The organism is Streptomyces sp. NPDC088747 (assembly GCF_044751025.1).
GTDB lineage: Bacteria > Actinomycetota > Actinomycetes > Streptomycetales > Streptomycetaceae > Streptomyces.
This window is the reverse complement of record NZ_JBIVKZ010000008.1, coordinates 82,478-102,312: the sequence shown is the minus strand read 5'-3', so window position 1 is coordinate 102,312 and position 19,835 is coordinate 82,478. Positions and strand designations below refer to the sequence as shown.

The 19,835-nt window shown below is 70.5% G+C and carries 15 protein-coding genes and 1 riboswitch; of the genes, 11 read left to right on the top strand and 4 right to left on the bottom strand.

The annotated features are described in order from the left end of the window. Window positions 1–4 precede the first annotated feature (4 nt). From ACIP79_RS20325 to ACIP79_RS20315, 3 genes are all read left to right on the top strand, one after another. Window positions 5–1,507 carry a protein kinase gene (locus tag ACIP79_RS20325; protein ID WP_401225638.1) on the top strand — a complete coding sequence of 501 codons (1,503 nt, stop codon included), beginning with the start codon at window positions 5–7 and terminating at the stop codon, window positions 1,505–1,507. Between the two features lie 228 nt (window positions 1,508–1,735). Continuing rightward, window positions 1,736–2,395 carry a SurA N-terminal domain-containing protein gene (locus ACIP79_RS20320; protein ID WP_383683438.1) on the top strand — a complete coding sequence of 220 codons (660 nt, stop codon included), beginning with the start codon at window positions 1,736–1,738 and terminating at the stop codon, window positions 2,393–2,395. A gap of 90 nt (window positions 2,396–2,485) precedes the next feature. Beyond that, a complete protein-coding gene (locus tag ACIP79_RS20315) occupies window positions 2,486–3,526 on the top strand; it encodes a nucleoside triphosphate pyrophosphohydrolase (RefSeq protein WP_401225155.1) in 1,041 nt (346 codons plus the stop codon). A gap of 16 nt (window positions 3,527–3,542) precedes the next feature. Here the strand turns inward: ACIP79_RS20315 and ACIP79_RS20310 are convergent, their stop codons facing one another. Both ACIP79_RS20310 and ACIP79_RS20305 read right to left on the bottom strand, forming a co-directional pair. After that, on the bottom strand, window positions 3,543–4,754 hold the full coding sequence (locus tag ACIP79_RS20310; protein WP_383683437.1) for a globin domain-containing protein: 1,212 nt from the start codon (window positions 4,752–4,754) through the stop codon (window positions 3,543–3,545). 525 nt (window positions 4,755–5,279) lie between these two features. Then, entirely contained in the window at window positions 5,280–6,536 is a 1,257-nt protein-coding gene (locus ACIP79_RS20305; RefSeq protein ID WP_401225153.1) for a cytochrome P450, read from the bottom strand. Window positions 6,537–7,018: 482 nt separating this feature from the next. Between ACIP79_RS20305 and ACIP79_RS20300 the strand changes: the two genes are divergently transcribed. From ACIP79_RS20300 to ACIP79_RS20265, 8 genes are all read left to right on the top strand, one after another. Further along, window positions 7,019–7,951 (top strand): transglycosylase family protein, encoded by a 933-nt coding sequence (locus tag ACIP79_RS20300; protein WP_401225151.1) that lies wholly within the window; start codon window positions 7,019–7,021, stop codon window positions 7,949–7,951. Between the two features lie 184 nt (window positions 7,952–8,135). Then, a riboswitch (cyclic di-AMP (ydaO/yuaA leader) is annotated at window positions 8,136–8,300 on the top strand. 4 nt (window positions 8,301–8,304) lie between these two features. After that, complete coding sequence (locus tag ACIP79_RS20295) at window positions 8,305–9,042, top strand: transglycosylase family protein (RefSeq protein ID WP_401225149.1); 738 nt, start codon at window positions 8,305–8,307, stop codon at window positions 9,040–9,042. Window positions 9,043–9,418: 376 nt separating this feature from the next. Continuing rightward, window positions 9,419–10,705 carry a phosphopyruvate hydratase gene (gene eno, locus ACIP79_RS20290; protein WP_383683429.1) on the top strand — a complete coding sequence of 429 codons (1,287 nt, stop codon included), beginning with the start codon at window positions 9,419–9,421 and terminating at the stop codon, window positions 10,703–10,705. A 103-nt stretch (window positions 10,706–10,808) separates the two neighbouring features. Next, window positions 10,809–11,285: a septum formation initiator family protein gene (locus ACIP79_RS20285; RefSeq protein ID WP_383683427.1), complete on the top strand. Its 477-nt coding sequence runs from the start codon at window positions 10,809–10,811 to the stop codon at window positions 11,283–11,285. Window positions 11,286–11,377: 92 nt separating this feature from the next. After that, entirely contained in the window at window positions 11,378–11,935 is a 558-nt protein-coding gene (locus ACIP79_RS20280) for a DUF501 domain-containing protein (RefSeq protein WP_401225146.1), read from the top strand. Continuing rightward, window positions 11,932–12,873 carry an exopolyphosphatase gene (locus ACIP79_RS20275; protein WP_401225144.1) on the top strand — a complete coding sequence of 314 codons (942 nt, stop codon included), beginning with the start codon at window positions 11,932–11,934 and terminating at the stop codon, window positions 12,871–12,873. The genes ACIP79_RS20280 and ACIP79_RS20275 overlap by 4 nt, the downstream gene beginning before the upstream one ends. 468 nt (window positions 12,874–13,341) lie before the next feature. Continuing rightward, window positions 13,342–14,748: an NAD(P)/FAD-dependent oxidoreductase gene (locus ACIP79_RS20270; protein WP_383683422.1), complete on the top strand. Its 1,407-nt coding sequence runs from the start codon at window positions 13,342–13,344 to the stop codon at window positions 14,746–14,748. A 239-nt stretch (window positions 14,749–14,987) separates the two neighbouring features. Continuing rightward, the gene (locus tag ACIP79_RS20265; protein WP_401225141.1) at window positions 14,988–16,274 is read left to right on the top strand and encodes a class I SAM-dependent methyltransferase; all 1,287 of its coding nucleotides are present in this window, start codon (window positions 14,988–14,990) and stop codon (window positions 16,272–16,274) included. A 67-nt stretch (window positions 16,275–16,341) separates the two neighbouring features. On the opposite strand, the gene ACIP79_RS20260 is transcribed toward ACIP79_RS20265, so the two are convergent. Both ACIP79_RS20260 and ACIP79_RS20255 read right to left on the bottom strand, forming a co-directional pair. Further along, window positions 16,342–18,870 (bottom strand): ABC transporter permease, encoded by a 2,529-nt coding sequence (locus ACIP79_RS20260; RefSeq protein WP_401225138.1) that lies wholly within the window; start codon window positions 18,868–18,870, stop codon window positions 16,342–16,344. Between the two features lie 75 nt (window positions 18,871–18,945). Next, window positions 18,946–19,716 carry an ABC transporter ATP-binding protein gene (locus ACIP79_RS20255; RefSeq protein ID WP_383683448.1) on the bottom strand — a complete coding sequence of 257 codons (771 nt, stop codon included), beginning with the start codon at window positions 19,714–19,716 and terminating at the stop codon, window positions 18,946–18,948. Between the last annotated feature and the right edge of the window lie 119 nt (window positions 19,717–19,835).

Genomic DNA, 19,835 nt, shown 5'->3' with positions numbered 1-19,835 from the left:
GCGCATGGTCGCCGACCGCTACGAACTGTCCACGCTCATCGGGCAGGGCGGTATGGGCCAGGTGTGGACGGCCTACGACCAGCGTCTGGACCGGCGGGTCGCGGTGAAGCTGCTGCGCCCCGACAAGGTCGCGGGCCAGGAGGCCGACGAACTGCGCCGCCGCTTCGTGCGCGAGTGCCGGGTCACCGCGCAGGTCGACCACCCCGGACTGGTCACGGTCCACGACGCGGGCAGCGAGGGCGAGGAACTGTTCCTCGTCATGCAGTACGTCGACGGCGCCGACCTCGCCGACCACCTCACCGAACACAGTCCCTACCCCTGGCAGTGGGCGGTGTCGGTCGCCGCGCAACTGTGCGCCGTGCTGAGCGCCGTGCACGCCGTCCCGATCGTCCACCGCGACCTGAAGCCGCGGAACGTGATGATCAAGCAGGACGGCACGGTCACCGTCCTCGACCTCGGCGTCGCCTCCGTCATGGACACCGACACCACCCGCCTGACCCACACCGGCTCACCCATCGGCAGCCCCGCCTACATGGCGCCCGAGCAGGCGATGGGCGGCGCCGTCGGCCCGTACACCGACCTGTACGCACTGGGCGTACTCCTCCACGAACTCCTCAGCGGAGACGTGCCGTTCAGCGGCTCGACGGCCCTCGGTGTCCTGCACCGCCACCTCTACGAGCCGCCGGTCCCGGTCCGCCGGCTGCGTCCCGAGGTCCCGCCCGCCCTGGAGGATCTCGTCCTGCGGCTGCTCGCCAAGGACCCGCAGCACCGGCCGGGGTCCGCGCAGGAGACGTACGAACAGCTGCTTCCGCTGCTGCCGGGGCGCGGTATGCCCACCAGCGCGCCGCTCGACCCCACCCGCCCGTTCCTGCGCCCGCACGCCCCCTGGCCGGACCGGGCGCTCGTTCCCGCGCCCCAGCCGCAGGCCGCGCCCGTCGTGGAGAAGCCCGATGTCGCCGGCGCGGTCGACGAGGTGAAGCGGCTCCTCGGCGAGGGGCGCATCACGCAGGCCGTCGACATCCTCGGCGCGATCCTGCCGGCCGCCGCCGCCGAGCACGGCGCGCACTCCGCCGTCGTGCGCACCCTGCGCAAGCAGTACGCCGCCACGCTCATGGACGACGGCCAGTACCGGCGCGCGCTGCCCGAACTGCGCCGCCTCGCCGACGAACGGGCCACCGAGGCGGGCCAGTCCGACCCGCAGTCCCTGCGCTTCCGCTACGACATCGCCCAGTGCCTCGAACAGCTCGGCGAACCGGGCGCCGCGCTCGGGGAGTACCGCTCGCTGCTGCCGTACTACGAGAACCACTACGTCGCCGGTGACCCCGGCCAGGCCCTCGAAGTCCGCCGCCGCATCGGCCATCTGCTGCTGGCGCTCGGCGACCGCGGCTCCGCCCACGACACACTCGCCCGCCTGCTGCACGACGTGGAACGCATCAGCGGGCCCGGCCATCCGATGACGACGGAGATCCGGCGGACCCTCCAATGGCTGGGACAGGTACGGGGATAGGTACGGGGTCAGAACCCGCACGGGGCCGCGCCGGTGGCGGTCACCGGCTGACGACGGGCGTCACGCCGGGCCCGGGACGATGCCGGGCCCGGGGCGATGTGCGGTGCGGCGGTGCCTGAACTGCTCGCGAATCGTTGGTCGAATGGGTGGCCGAGAGCTGGGCCACTGCCTAACATCGATCACCGCAAGACTTTGTGCACCGTCGCACAATCTCCTCGGGAGGCTTCCTTGCACCGCCGCCGTCGCACCGCGCTCGTCCTGTCCGCCGCGCTCGCCGCCGCGGCCCCCCTTCTCACCGCCTGCGGCAGCGAGGCGCATCCCGGTGCCGCGGCCGTCGTCGGCGGGGACCGGATCACCATCGCCCAGCTGGAGAGCCGCGTGAACGAGGTGCGCACGGCACAGCGCGCCGCCACGCCGGACCAGGCCCAGTACGAGCAGGCGGTCACCAAGACCGCCAGTCTCACCCGCGACACCCTGCACACCATGGTCCTGGACCGGGTCCTCGACCAGGCGGCGGCGAAGGCCGGCGTGAGCGTCACCCGCAAGGACACCCAGCAGCTCCGCTCGTCGCTGGAACAGCAGGCCGGCGGGGCGAAGGCGCTGGAGGCGGCCTGGCTCCAGCAGTACGGGGTGGCGCCCAAGCGACTCGACGACAGCCTCCGCACCGAGATCGAGGCCCAGAAGCTCGCCGCCGCGATCGGTGCCGACATGAACACCACCGAGGGGCAGGCCACCTTCTGGAAGGCGATGTCCGACGCCTCCAAGAAGCTGGACGTCGACCTGAACCCGCGTTACGGCGCCTGGGACGTCAAGAAGAGCAGCCGCGTCGACGTCAAGACGCCGTGGCTGCGAGAGGTCACCGCCGGGCAGACGCAGGAGACCGCGTAGCGGGTGGTCCGGGCGGGCCGGGCACCCCAGGGGCGGCCCGGCCTGGGGATAACCGGTGGGGCGGTCGGTGGTGTGGGTTACGTTCGATGAGTGAACGCAACCAGCTTCGACGGCACCGACGCCCTCGCTTCCGGCGGGGAGACCTCCGGCACCGGGGCCGACGCCTCCGGCCGCATCGTCCTGCTCACCACCAGCCACCGCGTCGCCCCCGGGCTGCTGTCCTGGCCCGCCTGGCAGGCACTGCGCGACGCCGACCAGGTGCTGTGCGCGGACGGCACGCACCCGCAGCTCCCGTACCTCCGCGAGGCGGGCATCACCGTCGACGAGAGGGCACCGGACGCCCAGGAGCTGATCGACGCCTGCGCCGACGGGCGCACGGTGGTCGTCGTCGCCACCGGCGAGGGCGAGCCCCGGCTCACCGACGGCCTGGCCAGGCTCGCGGGCTCCGGCCGCATACAGATGCCGGACCTGGAGCTGCTCCCGGCCTCCTACGACCTGCCCGGCGCCCGGCTCCTCGACCTCGTCCAGGTCATGGACCGTATCCGCCTCGAATGCCCCTGGTCCTCCCAGCAGACCCACAAGGGCCTGGTGAAGTACGGCATCGAGGAGGCGTACGAACTGGTCGAGGCGATCGAGGAGGGCGACCGCGACGAACTGCGGGAGGAGCTCGGTGACGTCCTGCTCCAGGTCGTCTTCCACGCCCGGATCGCCGAGGAGGGCGGCCCCGGGGACGAGGACACCCCGTTCTCCATCGACGACGTCGCCGCCGGCATCATCACGAAGCTGATCCACCGCCATCCGCACGTCTTCGGCGACGAGACCGCCACCACCCCCGAAGAGGTCAAGGAGCACTGGCTGCGCACCAAGGCCGAGGAGAAGCGGCGGACCTCGGTGACCGAGGGCATCCCGCTCGGCCAGCCCGGTCTCGCCCTGGCGTCGAAACTGGCATCCCGGGTACGCACGGCGGGACTTGAGGTCGAACTCCCCCAGGGCGACGGCATCGGCTACGAACTCCTGGCCCTGGCCGCCCGCGCCGAAGCCGAGGGCGTGGACCCGGAAACGGCACTCCGCACGGCAGCGCGGACCTACCGGGACGCGATCCGTGCGACGGAGCGGCCCACGCAGGTGTGACCGTCGCGGGCGGGGATCAGCCGTCCGGGGCGCGGCTGGACGGGTTGTGCCAGTTCGGCTGGGGGCGGTCCAGGAGCCACTCCGCCGTGCCCAGGGGTCGGGTGCGGTCCTCCGCGGTCGGTGCCAGCAGGTCGTGGAAGATCCGCTCGGGCGGCGTGCCGAGGGCGGGAAGCTCGGCGCCGATCTCCTCGACCAGCCTGGGCGGCCCGGCGAGATAGACGTCGTGCCGCTCCCAGCCCGCGCGGTTGCCCAGCGCGGTCAGCAGCCGCTCGGTCGCCTGCGCCTTGGGCCGGCCCGGCGCGGGAGTGATGAACGTGGCCGAAAGCAGCGGAAGCCGGGCCTGGAGCCCTTCGACGGCCGAGCGGTCGTACAGATAGGAGGTGTCCCGGGCGACGAGGAAGAGCCGGGCCTCGTGCGTCTTGTCGAGCTGCTGGAGAAGCGCCTTGACGGGGGCCCAGCCGGTACCGGCCGCGACGAAGGTCAACGGCCGCTCCACGGGCGTCCGCAGGGTCATCCCGCCACCGGGGGCGCCGAGCCGCAGGACGTCCCCCTCCCGCGTCCGGCGGACCAGGGCGGTGGAGAGCACGCCGTCCTGGACCCGGCTGACGTGCAGGTCGACGGTGTGGTCGGCGCGGGGCGCGTTGCCCAGCGAGTACGGCCGCCAGATGCCCGGCAGCTGCGGGGCGTTGACGCTGACGTACTGGCCGGGGGCGTACCGCAGCCGCCGCTCGGGCCGCAGGGTCAGCACGGCGAGGTCCTCACCGTGCCGGGTGCGGGACACGACCTCGGCGTCCCACCAGGACGGTTCGCCCGCCTGCTGCGATTCCCACGCGCCCTGGAGCATGACGTTGGCGATCGCCCCGTACGCCTCGACCCAGGCCTTCTCGACCTCCGAGTTCCACGCCGTCCCCGCGACCATGGTGAACGCGGCGATCAGACTCGCCCCCACGGCGGCGTAGTGGTCCGGCTCCGCGAGGTACTTGCGGTGATCCCGCCCCAGCTCCCGCAGGTAGTCGGGCAGCGCCGGATCCCCCAGCCGCTCCATCACATACGTCAGCGCGGCGAACAGCCGGTCCCGTTGCCGCTCCATGTCCTGTGGAAAGTCCAGCGGAAACAGCTCGCGTACGTCCGGGTGGTGCCGGAACAGATGCGAGTAGAAGTACTTGACCGCGAACTCGGCCCGTCTCTCGACGACCGCGAAGCTGGATCTGAGTATTTCGGGGTCCACTTCGCGAATGTAGGGAGTTGTCGAGTCACGAAGTCAAACAGCAGGCTATTTCTGGACAGCCTGGGGTGAAGCGTGCGGGGGCGGACGACGGGGCGCGGGAGGCCTCTGCGGTCAGGGACCGACGCCGGGTCGCCGCCGCGGCGAAGCCGAGCGGCTTCACCGGCCGGACGAGCCGCTGAGCAGGGGCTTCGTGGAGCCGGGCGGACTCGGCGACCGCGCGGCCGGGAACGGGCCCCGGGTCGCCGCGGAGTGCCGACTCGGGCGGCATCCCGCTCCCGCTCCGCGCCCGTAGAACGGCATGAGGTTCCGTGTCCGTGAGGCGGCGTCCTGCTCCGCATCCGTAAGGCGGCGTCCCGCTCCGCGTCCGTAGAACGGCATACGGTTCCGCGCCCGTAAGACGGCATAAGGTTCCGCGCCCGTCAGGCGGCGTCCTGCTCCGCGCCCGTCAGGCGGCGTCCCGCTCTGCGTCCGTGAGGCGGCGTCCCGGGCTTTGCGCCCGTAAGGCAGCGTCCCGCTCCGCGCCCCTCACTTGGCCGTGAACTCCACGGGCAAGTTCCGTAGTCCGCGCATGATCAGGCCGCCCCGCCAGCGCAGGTCCACCGGATCGACGGCGAGCCGGAGGTCCGGCAGCCGGCGCAGCAGGGTGGCCAGTGCGGCGCGGCCTTCGAGACGCGCGAGCGGGGCGCCGATGCAGTAGTGGATGCCGTGGCCGTACCCGAGGTGCTGGTTGTCCCTGCGGGAGAGGTCGAGTGTGTCCGGTTCGTCGAATCGGGCGGGATCGCGGTCGGCGGCGGCGAGGACCACGAGCACGGGGTCACCGGAGGCGATCTCCTGTCCGCCGATCTCGAGCGGCTCGGTCGCGTAGCGCCAGGTCGCCAGCTCGACGGGACCGTCGTAGCGGAGGAGTTCCTCGATGCCGGTGTCGAGCAGTTCCTGTTCGCCCCGCTCGATCGACCTCTGGAGTTCCGCCCGCTGCCCCGGGTTGCGCAGCAGTGCGTAGGTGCCGTTGCCGATGAGGTTGATGGTCGTTTCGAAGCCGGCGAAAAGCAGCACGAAACACATGGCCGCGGCTTCGTTCTCCGTGAGCTGCTCGCCGTGGTCGGAGGCGCGGATGAGCCCGGAGATGAGGTCCTCGCCGGGACCGGCGTGCTCCGGGAGAGCCTCCCGCTTGCGGTGGATCAGCTCGGCGAGGTACCCGCGCATCTTCTTCACGGACCGCGCGACGCCGCCTCTCGGCCCGCCCCCGTGCCGGATCATCATCCCCGCCCAGTCCCGGAAGTCGTCCTGATCCTCTGGGGGGACGCCGAGCAGATCGCAGATCGCGTAGATGGGGAGCGGGAAGGCGAACTCGTGGATGAGGTCGGCGCTCCCGGTGTGCGCGAACCGGTCGATGAGGTCGTCGGTCAGTTCCTGGACCCGTGGGGCGAATTCGGCCACGCGGCGCGGAGTGAACGCCTTGGAGACGAGCCGGCGCAGGCGCGTGTGGTCCGGGGGATCGATGTTGAGCAGGTGGGTCATGAGGTTGGCGCTGCGCTCGCCGGGGATGCCCGTCCTGTTCTTGCCGTGGGCGTCCGCGGAATGGTGCACGGGATTCTTGGAGAGCCGTGCGTCGGCGAGCGTCTGCCTGGCGTCCGCGTACCGCGTGACGAGCCATGCCTCGACCCCGCTGGGAAGGGTGGTGCGGTGCACGGGCGCGTGCTCGCGGAGCCACGCGTAGGCGGGGTAGGGGTCGGTGGCGAACTCCCAGGTGAAGAGTTCGGGTCTGCTGTGCGGGACGTTCACGGAGCGACGGTACCCGGCGCCGCACTCCCGGGAGGGCGGCGAAGCGGTCAATTCACCCGCAATCGCCCGGCGTGGCGAACAGGGCGTCTTCCGGGGCGACATGCCGCGCACTTGAGGGCATGTCGCCCCACCGACTGAGCGCCAACTCCCTTGGCGGCGGTCGGATGCGCGGCCGGAAGGCAGGCAACTCGCAGGAGATTCCGCCGGTTTGCGCAGGCGCGGCAGGCTCGTTATACGCGGATTGCGCATGCTTCCAGGGGAGTTCACTGGTCCGCTCCACTTGTCCCCCGGGTGGTCACAAGTGACTTGAGGGGCGCAAAAAGCTGACGCTCCCTCAACATTGTGATCTTCACGTGATCTGCGCTGCATCGACTTGTGACAAGCGTTCGAGTGTCGATACGTTCCTCGTCAGCGCGGATCATCCGTCGCCGGCGTCCTCGGGCGTCGCTGTTGTCACCTGCTGTCACGCGAAAGGTTTCCGTATGCTCACCGGGAACGGCCGTCATCGTCGCCCCCGTCAGGCCCCGGCTCTCGTCGTCGCGGCAGGGGTCACCGGATCGGCCATCGTGATCCCGTTGCTCGCCGCCACGGGTGCGAGCGCGGCCGACGCCACGACCTGGGACCGCGTCGCGGAGTGCGAGACGGGTGCCTCCTGGAGCGAGAACACCGGCGACGGGTACTACGGCGGGCTGCACTTGACCCAGTGGGACTGGGAGAACTACGGCGGCCTCGACTTCGCCCCGAGCGCCGACCAGGCCAGCCGCTCGCAGCAGATAGCCGTCGCCGAGAAGATCCTCGACGGACGCGGAATCGCCGCCTGGCCCACCTGTGGCCCCCTCTCCGCGCTCAGCAAGGAGTCGGCCCAGGTGGACATCGACACCGGCATCGGAGGCGTCCTGACGCCGTCCAGCGGGTCGACGGATTCGACGGATTCGACCGACTCGACCGGCCTGTCCGGCTCGACCGGCTCCTCCACCCCCTCGCCGTCCGCCTCCCCCTCCTCCTCGGCCTCCTCGGACACCTCCACGGATTCGGCCAAGTCGGGCAATGTAGACGCGAGCGCGACCAAGGGTGGCGATTCGGACAAGTCCACCCCGAGCGCCGATCCTTCGGGCACGGCGAGCGGCTCCGGACGTCACCGCGGCACCTCCGCCGATGACGCGGCCGCCGACCGTACGGACGACAGCTCGGCCGGGCGCCACGCCTCGCGCGACTCCGCGACGGCCCGTGAGACCCCCGCGGCCTCCTACCCGGCCGTCGTCGACGAGAGGCTCTCGGTCATCGCGGACGCCTTCGGCCTCGTCGGTCAGTGGCTCGACCCGTCCGCCGCGGACGAGGAGGCGGCGGACGTCGAGGCGCCGGTCATCTTCCCCGGTCACGGCCTCGACAATGCTGCCGAACCGGCCCAGAACTAGGCAGAGTTCGCGTCATGGTTCGGCCGTGAATGTCCGGTTTGGCGAGAATGAGAGATGGATCTCAGACCCCCTGATCGTCTTTGATATTCCGCCGTTCGCCTGTCTACGGTCGTGACCGCTCGCCACTGGTGAGCCCCGTGGGTCGCAACGCCGAATCCTGCCAACGGCCTTACGGGAACAGTCGTCGCGTCAAGCGCCGTAGGCAGGAGCGGGGGACCCAAGGTAAGTGCCGGGCCCGGTGGTTGACCGGGAACGGCTTGGGGTGAAGACGTGCGCCGAGAGGTGCGCGGCCGGGCACTCACCCGCCCGAACCCGACAGCTCACCTCGCAGGCGTCGGTGAGGGGATCACTTCATGCTGCGTTCGTGCAAGGGCAAGCACCGTCGTCCGACCGTTCTCGACCGGACCGCCCGCATCGCCACCCTCGCGGGAGTGACCGGCGTCGCCGTCGCCGCCCCGCTGATGGCGTCCGGCACCGCCTCCGCCGCCACCACCTCCGAGTGGGACACCGTCGCCCAGTGCGAGTCCGGCGGCAACTGGTCCATCAACACGGGCAACGGCTACTACGGCGGCCTGCAGTTCTCCGCCTCCACCTGGTCCGCCTACGGCGGCAGCGCCTACGCCTCCACCGCCGACCAGGCCTCCAAGTCCCAGCAGATAACCGTCGCCGAGAAGGTCCTCGCGGCCCAGGGCAAGGGCGCCTGGCCGTCCTGCGGCACCGGCCTGTCGGGCGCCGCGTACGACGGCGGCACGAGCGACTCGTCGTCGTCTTCGTCGTCCTCCTCCTCGTCGTCCTCGGACAACTCGCAGAGCACCACCCCCTCGCAGCAGCCGAGCACGAAGACCGACGAGCAGCGCGCCTCGCGTTCCTCGGAGCGTGCGACCGCCGCCAAGAAGACCGTCCAGACCCCGACCGGCAAGACGGTCAAGAAGGGCGACGGCGAGTACAAGGTCAAGAAGGACGACACCCTCAGCGCCATCGCCGAGGCGAAGAACGTCAAGGGCGGCTGGCAGAAGCTGTTCAAGCTGAACAAGGACATCGTCGACGACGCGGACTTCATCTACCCGGGTCAGCAGCTCCACCTCAGCTGACGGCCGAGGTCGCCGGCCCACGGCGGTCGGCCGGCGACAGACATCCGGTTCATGGCTGAACCACAGCCCGCTCACATACGTGGTCCTCATACTGAGGGCCTCGTGCGGGTCACCCCCCGTCCCCCACGGGCTCCCCGCTCCGGTGCGTGTTCCCCCGTACGCACCGGGGCGGGGTTTTTTCTTTCCGGGTCCGGCCGGGCGGCGCGCTCCACCCGCACCCCGGTTTTCGTTCCCTTTTTGTTCCGTTCTGGAACAATGTTTACTCTCAGTTCTGCCCAAGAGGTGGTCGACCGGCTGGCCGAAGCGTCCGGGCCGGTTAGGCTCATCCCGCGGGGCTGCCACAGTCCCGCGTACCCGCGTCACATCCCAGAAGGAGATGCTCGTGCCGTCCATCGACGTCGTCGTAGCCCGGGAAATCCTCGACTCGCGAGGGAACCCCACCGTCGAGGTCGAGGTCGGCCTCGATGACGGCAGCACCGGTCGTGCCGCCGTCCCGTCCGGCGCCTCCACCGGCGCCTTCGAGGCCATCGAGCTGCGCGACGGTGACCCCAACCGCTACCACGGCAAGGGTGTCGAGAAGGCCGTCCTCGCCGTCATCGAGCAGATCGGCCCGGAGCTCGTCGGCTACGACGCCACCGAGCAGCGCCTGATCGACCAGGCGATGTTCGACCTGGACGCCACCGACAACAAGGGCTCGCTCGGCGCCAACGCCATCCTCGGCGTCTCCCTCGCCGTCGCCCACGCCGCCTCCGAGGCCAGCGACCTCCCCCTCTTCCGCTACCTGGGCGGCCCGAACGCGCACCTGCTGCCCGTTCCGATGATGAACATCCTGAACGGCGGGTCGCACGCCGACTCCAACGTCGACATCCAGGAGTTCATGATCGCCCCGATCGGCGCGGAGTCCTTCTCCGAGGCGCTGCGCTGGGGCGCCGAGGTCTACCACACCCTCAAGAAGGTGCTGAAGACCAAGGGCCTGTCCACCGGTCTCGGCGACGAGGGCGGCTTCGCCCCGAACCTGGAGTCCAACCGCGCCGCGCTCGACCTCATCCTCGAGGCCATCAAGCAGGCCGGTTACGTCCCCGGCGAGCAGATCGCGCTCGCGCTCGACGTCGCCGCGTCCGAGTTCTACAAGGACGGCAAGTACGAGTTCGAGGGCAAGTCCCGCTCGGCCGCCGAGATGACCGAGTACTACGAGGAGCTCGTCTCCGCGTACCCGCTCGTCTCCATCGAGGACCCGCTGTACGAGGACGACTGGGCCGGCTGGAACGTCATCACCGAGAAGCTGGGCGACAAGGTCCAGATCGTCGGCGACGACCTCTTCGTCACCAACCCGGAGCGTCTGGCCCGCGGCATCGAGGAGGGCTCCGCGAACGCCCTGCTCGTCAAGGTCAACCAGATCGGCTCGCTGACCGAGACGCTGGACGCCGTGGAGATGGCGCAGCGCAACGGCTTCAAGTGCATGATGTCGCACCGCTCCGGTGAGACCGAGGACGTCACCATCGCCGACCTCGCGGTCGCGGTGAACTGCGGTCAGATCAAGACCGGCGCCCCGGCCCGCTCGGACCGCGTCGCCAAGTACAACCAGCTGCTGCGCATCGAGGAGATCCTCGACGACGCCGCGGTGTACGCCGGCCGCAGCGCGTTCCCCCGCTTCAAGGGCTGAGCCGTACAGGCTCGGTAGCGTCGTACGTACGTCCCCGTACTCGGTCCCGTACCGTGTGCGGGGACGTACGTACGTGCAGGCAGGGATCGGGGAGGCGGGACTCATGGCCGTGAAGGACCGGGACCGGTTCTCCACCGCGACCAGGATCAAGCTGCTCGGCGAGCAGACGGCGGCCCGGGTCTACCGCTCCCAGACCAAGCGGCAGGCCCGCCGCTCGCGGCTCACCGGACGGGCGGCGCTCCTCGCCCTCGTCATCTGTTCCCTGGTCGTGGCTCTGGCGTACCCGATAAGGCAGTACGTGTCCCAGCGCGCCGAGGTCGCCGGTCTGGAGCGGCAGCGGGAAGAGGCACGCGCCCGGGTCGAGCAGCTGCGCGATCTCAAGGCGCGCTGGCAGGACGACTCGTTCGCGGAGCAGCAGATCCGGGACCGGCTGCACTATGTGATGCCGGGGGAGACCGGCTACATCGTGATCGACCCGGACGCGGCGAAGCAGTCCCGGGTCGACCAGGGCGCGGCCGACCGCCCCTGGTACTCCAACGTGTGGGACGGCGTGGACGAGGCCGACCGCTCGGGCGGGTGACGTACCGCCCGGCCGCCGCGGCCGATGACGTGTCGTCCGTGTCCCGCGTTACGTAATCCCACAGCCGACCCAAGGAAAGACAACACCCAGGCATGCAGACGCCCCCGCCCACCACTCCCTTCACCGAGCCGACCGACGCAGACGTCGAGGCCTTCAGGCAGCAGCTCGGGCGCCCGCCGCGCGGGCTGCGCGCGATCGCGCACCGCTGTCCCTGCGGTCAGCCGGACGTGGTGGAGACGGCGCCCCGCCTTCCGGACGGGACGCCGTTCCCGACGACGTACTACCTGACGTGTCCGCGGGCGGCCTCCGCGATCGGCACGCTGGAGGCCAACGGGGTCATGAAGGAGATGACGGAGCGGCTGGCGGACGACCCCGAGCTGGCCGCCGCCTACCGCGCCGCCCACGAGGACTACCTCGCCCGGCGTGACTCCATCGAGGTGCTGGAGGGCTTCCCGAGCGCCGGCGGCATGCCGGACCGGGTGAAGTGCCTGCACGTGCTGGTGGCCCACTCCCTGGCCGCGGGCCCCGGGGTGAACCCGCTGGGCGACGAGGCCATCGCGATGCTGCCGGAGTGGTGGCGCAAGGGACCCTGCGTGACGTTGTCGGGGGACGCGTGCGCGGTCCCCGCGGAAGAGGAGGCCTCCCGATGACCCGTGTCGCCGCCGTCGACTGCGGTACGAACTCGATCCGGCTGCTCGTCGCCGACGCGGACCCGGCGACGGGGGAACTCGTCGACCTGGACCGCCGGATGACGATCGTCCGGCTCGGCCAGGGCGTGGACCGGACCGGCCGGCTGGCCCCCGAGGCGCTGGAGCGCACCTTCGCCGCCTGCCGGGAGTACGCGGCGGTCATCAAGGAGCTCGGCGCGCAGCGGCTGCGGTTCGTGGCGACCTCGGCGTCCCGGGATGCCGAGAACCGCGACGAGTTCGTGCGCGGGGTGCTGGACATCCTCGGTGTCGAGCCGGAGGTCGTGACGGGCGACCAGGAGGCCGCGCTCTCCTTCACCGGCGCGACGAAGGAGCTGACGGGCCGCGACGGGCTCGCGAGGCCGTTCCTGGTGGTGGACATCGGCGGCGGTTCGACGGAGTTCGTGGTGGGCGACGACGAGGTGCGTGCCGCGCGCTCCGTCGACGTCGGCTGCGTGCGGCTGACCGAGCGGTACCTCGTGCACGACGGGAAGGTCAGTGACCCGCCGACGGCCGCCGAGGCGGAGGCGATCCGCGCGGACGTCGAGGCGGCCCTCGACCTCGCCGAGCGGACCGTTCCGCTGCGCGAGGCGCGCACGCTGGTCGGGCTCGCGGGCTCGGTCACCACGGTCTCGGCGATCGCCCAGGGCCTCCCCGAGTACGACTCGGCCGCCATCCACCACTCCCGGGTCCCCTACGAGAAGGTCCGCGAGATCACCGAGTCCCTGCTGGCCTCGACGCACGCCGAGCGGGCCGCGATCCCGTCGATGCACCCGGGCCGCGTCGACGTCATCGCCGCGGGCGCCCTGGTGCTCCTCTCGATCATGGAGCGGATCGGCGCGGCGGAGGTCGTGGTCAGCGAGCACGACATCCTCGACGGGATCGTCTGGTCGATCGCCTAGCGGCGGCGCCGCGGCGGGGGAGAGGCGGGGGCCGCCCGCCCCCGCCGGGCGCCTCTCCTGAGCAGGTGGGACAACGTATGAGCGCCCTTTCGGGCCTTCGGAATCCGCTCGGCGACACGCCGCCGGAAAAGTTCGTGAAGTTCTTCACAAGGAAAAGGGCCCTGTTGGGCGAGGAATTCGCCCCCATGGTCCTTCCGGGCGGCTCACCAGGCCGGAAGCGGTGCTCACAGGAGCGTTCGGGGCGTGTTTCGGGCGTGTGAAACGGGGGTCCGCGCGGCTCGGCCGAGAGGCGTTCGCGGGGACGGAGTGGCTGCTCACGCGGTGTTGACAACGGTCCGAACCGGACGCCGGTTTCACCGTGGCGGCATGACTTCGATCACGCGGGCCGCGCAGTGTAGCAGAGGGTCCGCGAATGCTTGTGAAGGGGCTCACGAGCGACCCCCCAGGGGCAGGTGGATACTCGATTGCATGAGCACCACGGAGCGTCCCAGGATCCTCGTAGTAGGCGGTGGGTACGTAGGCCTGTACGCAGCTCGGCGCATTCTCAAGAAGATGCGCTACGGAGAGGCGACCGTCACGGTCGTCGACCCCCGGTCGTACATGACCTACCAGCCCTTCCTCCCCGAAGCCGCCGCCGGCAGCATCTCCCCGCGGCATGTCGTCGTCCCGTTGCGACGCGTGCTGCCCAAGGCGGAGGTCCTCACCGGCCGGGTCACGACCATCGACCAGGACCGCAAGGTGGCCACGATCGCCCCCCTCGTGGGTGAGGCGTACGAGCTGCCCTTCGACTACCTCGTCATCGCGATGGGCGCGGTCTCGCGCACTTTCCCGATCCCCGGCCTCGCCGAGCAGGGCATCGGTATGAAGGGCATCGAAGAGGCCATCGGCCTGCGCAACCACGTCCTCGAGCAGCTCGACAAGGCCGACTCGACCACGGACGAGGAGGTCCGCCGCAAGGCGCTCACCTTCGTCTTCGTCGGCGGTGGCTTCGCGGGTGCGGAGACCATCGGCGAGGTCGAGGACATGGCCCGCGACGCTTCGAAGTACTACTCCAGCGTCTCCCGCGAGGACATGCGCTTCATCCTCGTCGACGCCGCGGACAAGATCCTTCCCGAGGTCGGGCCGAAGCTGGGCCTGTACGGCAAGGAGCACCTGGAGAGCCGGGGCGTGGAGATCTACCTCTCCACCTCGATGGACTCCTGCGTCGACGGTCACGTCGTGCTCAAGAACGGCCTGGAAGTCGACTCCAACACGATCGTCTGGACGGCCGGCGTCAAGCCGAACCCCGTTCTCTCCCGCTTCGGTCTGCCGCTGGGCCCGCGCGGTCACGTGGACACGCAGACCACCCTCCAGGTGCAGGGCACGGACTACATCTGGGCCGCGGGCGACAACGCCCAGGTGCCGGACGTCGCCGCCCGCAAGGCCGGCGTCGAGAACGCCTGGTGCCCGCCGAACGCCCAGCACGCGCTGCGCCAGGCGAAGGTGCTCGGCGACAACGTGATCTCCGGTATGCGGGGCTTCCCGCAGAAGGAGTACGCGCACGCCAACAAGGGCGCGGTGGCCGGTCTCGGCCTCCACAAGGGCGTCGCGATGATCGTCATGGGCAAGATGAAGATCAAGCTCAAGGGCCGTCTCGCCTGGTACATGCACCGTGGCTACCACGGTCTGGCCATGCCGACGTGGAACCGCAAGATCCGCGTCATCGCCGACTGGACGCTCGCGATGTTCCTCAAGCGCGAGGTCGTCTCGCTCGGCGCCATGGAGACTCCTCGCGAGGAGTTCTACGAGGCCGCCAAGCCGGCGCCCCGTCCCGCCGCGGCCACGGCCGCGCCCGCCAAGGCCGAGAAGGCCGAGGAGAAGGCCAAGGCCTCCTGACGTCCGGTCACAGAACGCCCCGAAGGGGCCTCCCGCCATCCGTGGTGCGGGAGGCCCCTTCGGCGTTTTTGCCCCCCTCGGTCTCCACGGCCTTCCCGCGGCGGCCGACCGGCGCCAGAAGCGTGGCCTCTGCATGTATTTTGCGAAGCCGTGACGCGCCTGAGGGACTGCGCGCGGCGCTTCTTGGTGTTTACGTGGATGTTGGAGCGTCAGGGAGTGTCGTCACGGAGGTGTGGGCCATGCAGGACGCCGCGATGCGTCTGAAGAGCCTTGTCGAACAGTTGCTGGGAGCCCCGTTCCCGCTGCGTATCCGCGCCTGGGACGGCTCGGAGGCAGGCCCGCCCGCCGCCCCCGTACTCCTCGTCCACAACCGCCGGGCCGTGCGCCGGCTGCTGTGGAAGCCGGGGGAGCTGGGTCTGGCGAGGGGATGGGTGGCCGGGGACCTCGGTGTGGAGGGCGACCTCTACAGCGCCCTCGACCTGATGTCCGGGCTCGTGTGGGAGCGGGGAGAGGACGCGCGGGGGACCGCGGAGGCCCTGCGCGACCCCGAGGTGCGCGCCGCGGTGCGCGGGCTGGTCAAGCTGGCGGGACCGCTGCCGCCCGCCCCGCCGCCCGAGGAGGTGCGCAGGAACCGCCACCTGCACACCAGGCGGAGCGACAGGCAGGCCATCAGCCACCACTACGACGTGGGGAACGACTTCTACGAGATCGTCCTCGGCCCGTCGATGGTCTACTCGTGCGCCTACTGGGAGGACGGCGGGACCCTTGAGGACGCCCAGCGCGACAAGCTCGAACTCGTCTCCCGCAAGCTGGACCTGAAGGCCGGTCAGCGGCTCTTGGACGTCGGCTGCGGCTGGGGTTCCATGGCCATCCACGCCGCCCGTGAGCACGGCGTCAGCGTGGTCGGCGTGACGCTGTCGCAGGAACAGGCCGCGTACGCCCGTAAGCGGGTCGCGGACGAGGGGCTGACCGACCGGGTGGAGATCCGGGTGCAGGACTACCGGGACGTCGCGGACGGGCCGTACGACGCCATCTCCTCGATCGGCATGGCCGAACACGTGGGTGCCGAGAGATACCTGGAGTACGCCGAGGTGCTGCACGGGCTGCTGAAGCCCGGCGGGCGGCTGCTCAACCACCAGATCGCGCGCCCGCCGCGCCGGGACGAGTCGGCGTACCACGTCGACGAGTTCATCGACGCGTACGTCTTCCCGGACGGCGAACTCGCGCCGGTCGGGACGACGGTGACCCAGCTGGAGCGGGCCGGGTTCGAGGTCCGCGACGTCGAGTCGATCCGCGAGCACTACGCCCTCACCCTGCGCGAGTGGGTCACCAACCTGGAAGCGCAGTGGGAGCGTGCCGTACGGCTCACCAGCCCCGGCCGCGCCCGCGTCTGGCGCCTCTACATGGCCGCCTCCGTGCTCGCCTTCGAGCAGAACCGCATCGGCGTCAACCAGGTGCTGGCGGTCAGGACACCGCGGGCCTCGGGATCCTCCGGGATGCCGCTGCGCTCGCGCGACTGGAACTGACCGGCGTACGGAACGACGCAGGGGCCCCGTTCCACGCGGAACGGGGCCCCTTCGTCGCGTCGTACGGCTACTCCGACTTGATCGCCGACAGCATGTTCAGGCGGGCCGCCCGCCGCGCCGGCCACAGCGCCGCGAGGACGCCGACCGCCGCGGCCAGGAGCAGGAAGAGCCCCATCCTGGCCCAGGGCAGGACCAGTTCGTACGTCGGCATGGTGCTGCCGATCAGCTGACCGGCGGCCCAGCCGAAGAACACGCCCAGGCCGATGCCCAGGACGCCGCCGAAGAGCGAGATGACCAGGGACTCCAGCCGGACCATCCGCTTGATGCCCTTGCGGTCGAGGCCGATCGCGCGGAGCATCCCGATCTCCTGCGAGCGCTCGAAGACCGACATGGCCAGGGTGTTGATGACCCCGAGGACCGCGACGATGACCGCCATCGCGAGCAGGCCGTAGAGCATGTTCAGCATCAGCGTGAAGATGCTGGCGATCTGCTCGGAGATGTCCTTCTTGTCCTGGACCTGGATCGCCGGGTTGTCGCCGAGGGCCTTCTCCAGCTTGTCCTTGGTGGCGTTCGAGGTGCCGCTCGACGTCTTCAGCATGACCTGCATGTCGTAGGCGTCCGTGGTGTGCGGGTTCAGCGTCGAGCTGTCGAGCATGATGCCCGAGATCATCTCGTTGCCCTGGTAGACGCCGGCCACGGTCAACCGCTGCTTCTCGCCGTCCTCGTAGGAGACGGTGAACTTCGAGCCGGCCTTCCAGCCGTGCGACTTCGCGGTGTCGTCGTCGACCACGACCTGCGTCCCGCCGACCTTGAACGAGCCCTCGTCCAGGGTGAGATCGGTGAGCTTGGCGATGGAGGCGCCGTTGACGCCCGTCAGGTACTCGGTCTGCTTGTCGATGCGCGAGGGCGAGTTGCGCAGCGCGCTGGTGTCCGTGACCCCGTCGAGGCCGGCGAGCTTCTTCTCGACGTCCGGCGAGAGCGACCGGCCGTTGGCCATCGAGATGACGTAGTCCGCCTTGATCGCGGAACTGGCCATCTTGTCGATCGACTTCTGGAGGCTGCCCGCCATCACCGTCATGCCGGTGATCAGGGTGAGGCCGATCATCAGCGCGGAGGCGGTCGCGGCGGTGCGGCGCGGGTTGCGCACGGAGTTCTGGCGGGCGAGCTTGCCGGCGACGCCGAAGAGACGGAGCACCGGGGAGGCCGCCGCGATCAGCGGGCGGGACAGCAGCGGCGTGAGGACGAAGACGCCGAGGATGAGCAGGACCGCGCCCAGACCCATCGGGGCCTGGCCGTCCGAGCCGCTCATGGTCGTCGCGAACAGGACGACGGCGATGCCGGCTCCCGCGAAGAGTGCGCCGATGGTGTTCCGTACGACCAGGGACCTGGTGGTCGCCTGCGCGTGGACGCTGCTCATCGCGGCGACCGGCGGGATCTTCGCCGCGCGGCGGCCCGGCAGCCACGCGGCGAGCATCGTGATGAGGACGCCGACGAGCAGCGCCGTGACGACGGTGCCCGGCGAGATCACCAGCGGGCCGTCGGGCACGGGCGCGCCGAGCGTGCCGATCAGGGAGCGCATTCCGGCGCCGATGCCGATGCCCGCGACCAGCCCCGTGACGGCCGCGACCGCGCCGACCACGAAGGCCTCGACGAGCACGGTCCTGGTGACCTGCCTGCGGGAGGCGCCGACGGCGCGCAGCAGCGCGAGTTCCTTGGTCCGCTGGGCGACCAGCATGGTGAAGGTGTTGGCGATGATGAACGTGCCGACGAACAGCGCGATGCCGGCGAAGACCAGCAGGCCCGTCTTCATGCCGCTCATCGCCGAGGAGATCCGCTCGGCCTGGTCGGCCGCGGCCTTCTCACCGGTGGTGGTGGAGGCGACGTCCTTGGGCACGACCTTGCCGAGCTGGCTCTGGAGGGCGGTCTGGCTGGTGCCGGCCTTGGCCTTCACGTCGATCTGGGCGTAGCTGCCGACGGAGTCGAAGAGCTTCTGCGCGGTCGCCGTGTCGAAGAGGGCGAGGCTGCCGCCGGCCGCGACGTTGCCGTCGTCGGTGGTGAAGATGCCGGTGACGGTGGGCGTCAGGACGGGGCCGTCGACGGACAGCCGTACGGTGTCGCCGACCTTGTACCCGGTCCGCTTCGCGGTCTCGGAGTCGATCGCGACCTGGTTCGGGCCGCGCGGCGCGCTGCCGCCGGTCAGCGGGTACCGGGGGTCCTTGTCGCCCCAGTAGTTCCCGCCCGCCGACTGGAAGCCGTCGCCGACGAGCTTGCCGTCCTTGTCGGCTATGGCGGTGAAGCCGTTGACGACGCCGATCGCGGAGGCGGCGCCGGGGACGTCGGCGGTCTTGTCGAGCAGCTCCTGAGTGAGCTTCTGCTCCTTGCCGACCGTGTCGCCGGTGTCGTCCTGGACCTCCGGTTCGACGACGACGTCGACCTGGTCGAAGCCCTTGGCGGAACTCGACTGGTAGGCGTCCGAGATGGTGTTGGTGAAGACCAGGGTCCCCGACACGAACGCCACGCCGAGCATCACGGCGAGCACGGTCATCAGGAGCCTGGCCTTGTGCGCGAGAACGTTGCGCAAGGCGGTACGGAACATGGGGTCTCAGTCCAAGGAGGGTAGGAAGTCTGCGGCGGCGCGCGGGTGGCGCCGGGCCTGGCGGACCGAAGAGCGTCAGCTCGTACGACCCTTCGCGTCGAACTGCTTCATCCGGTCGAGGACCGCGTCCGCGGTCGGCTTGAGCACCTCGTCGACGATCCGGCCGTCGGCCAGGAAGATGACGCGGTCCGCGTACGCGGCGGCCACCGGGTCGTGGGTGACCATGACGACGGTCTGGCCCAGCTCGCGTACGGAGTTGCGCAGGAAGCCGAGCACCTCGGCGCCCGCCCGGGAGTCGAGGTTTCCGGTCGGCTCGTCGCCGAAGATGATGTCGGGCCGGGAGGCGAGCGCGCGGGCGACGGCGACTCGCTGCTGCTGGCCGCCGGAGAGCTGGGAGGGCCGGTGACCGAGGCGGTCGGCGAGGCCGATCATCTGGATGACCGTGTTCAGCCACTCCTTGTCAGGCTTGCGGCCCGCGATGTCCATCGGGAGGGTGATGTTCTCCAGCGCGGTCAGGGTGGGCAGCAGGTTGAATGCCTGGAAGATGAAGCCGATCTTGTCCCGGCGCAACTTGGTGAGCTGCTTGTCCTTGAGGGAGCCGAGCTCGGTCTCGCCGATGCGCACCGAGCCGGAGGAGAACGAGTCCAGCCCGGCGACGCAGTGCATCAGCGTGGACTTGCCGGACCCCGAGGGGCCCATGATCGCGGTGAACTCGGCCTGCCGGAAGTCGACGGTGACCCGGTCGAGGGCGATCACCTGGGTCTCGCCCTGTCCGTAGACCTTGGAGAGTTCCGTGGCGCGGGCGGCCACCGCGGCGGTCCGGTCTGCGGGGCGGGCGGCGGTCACGGGAGTGGTGGTCACGGGAGGGTGCTCCTGTCGGGACGACGACGGTTTCCGGGGGACTGGGTCCATCGTCGCGGTCGTTCGGGGCCGTGTAGTCAGCCGCTGTTCCGGTTCCGGGCGCG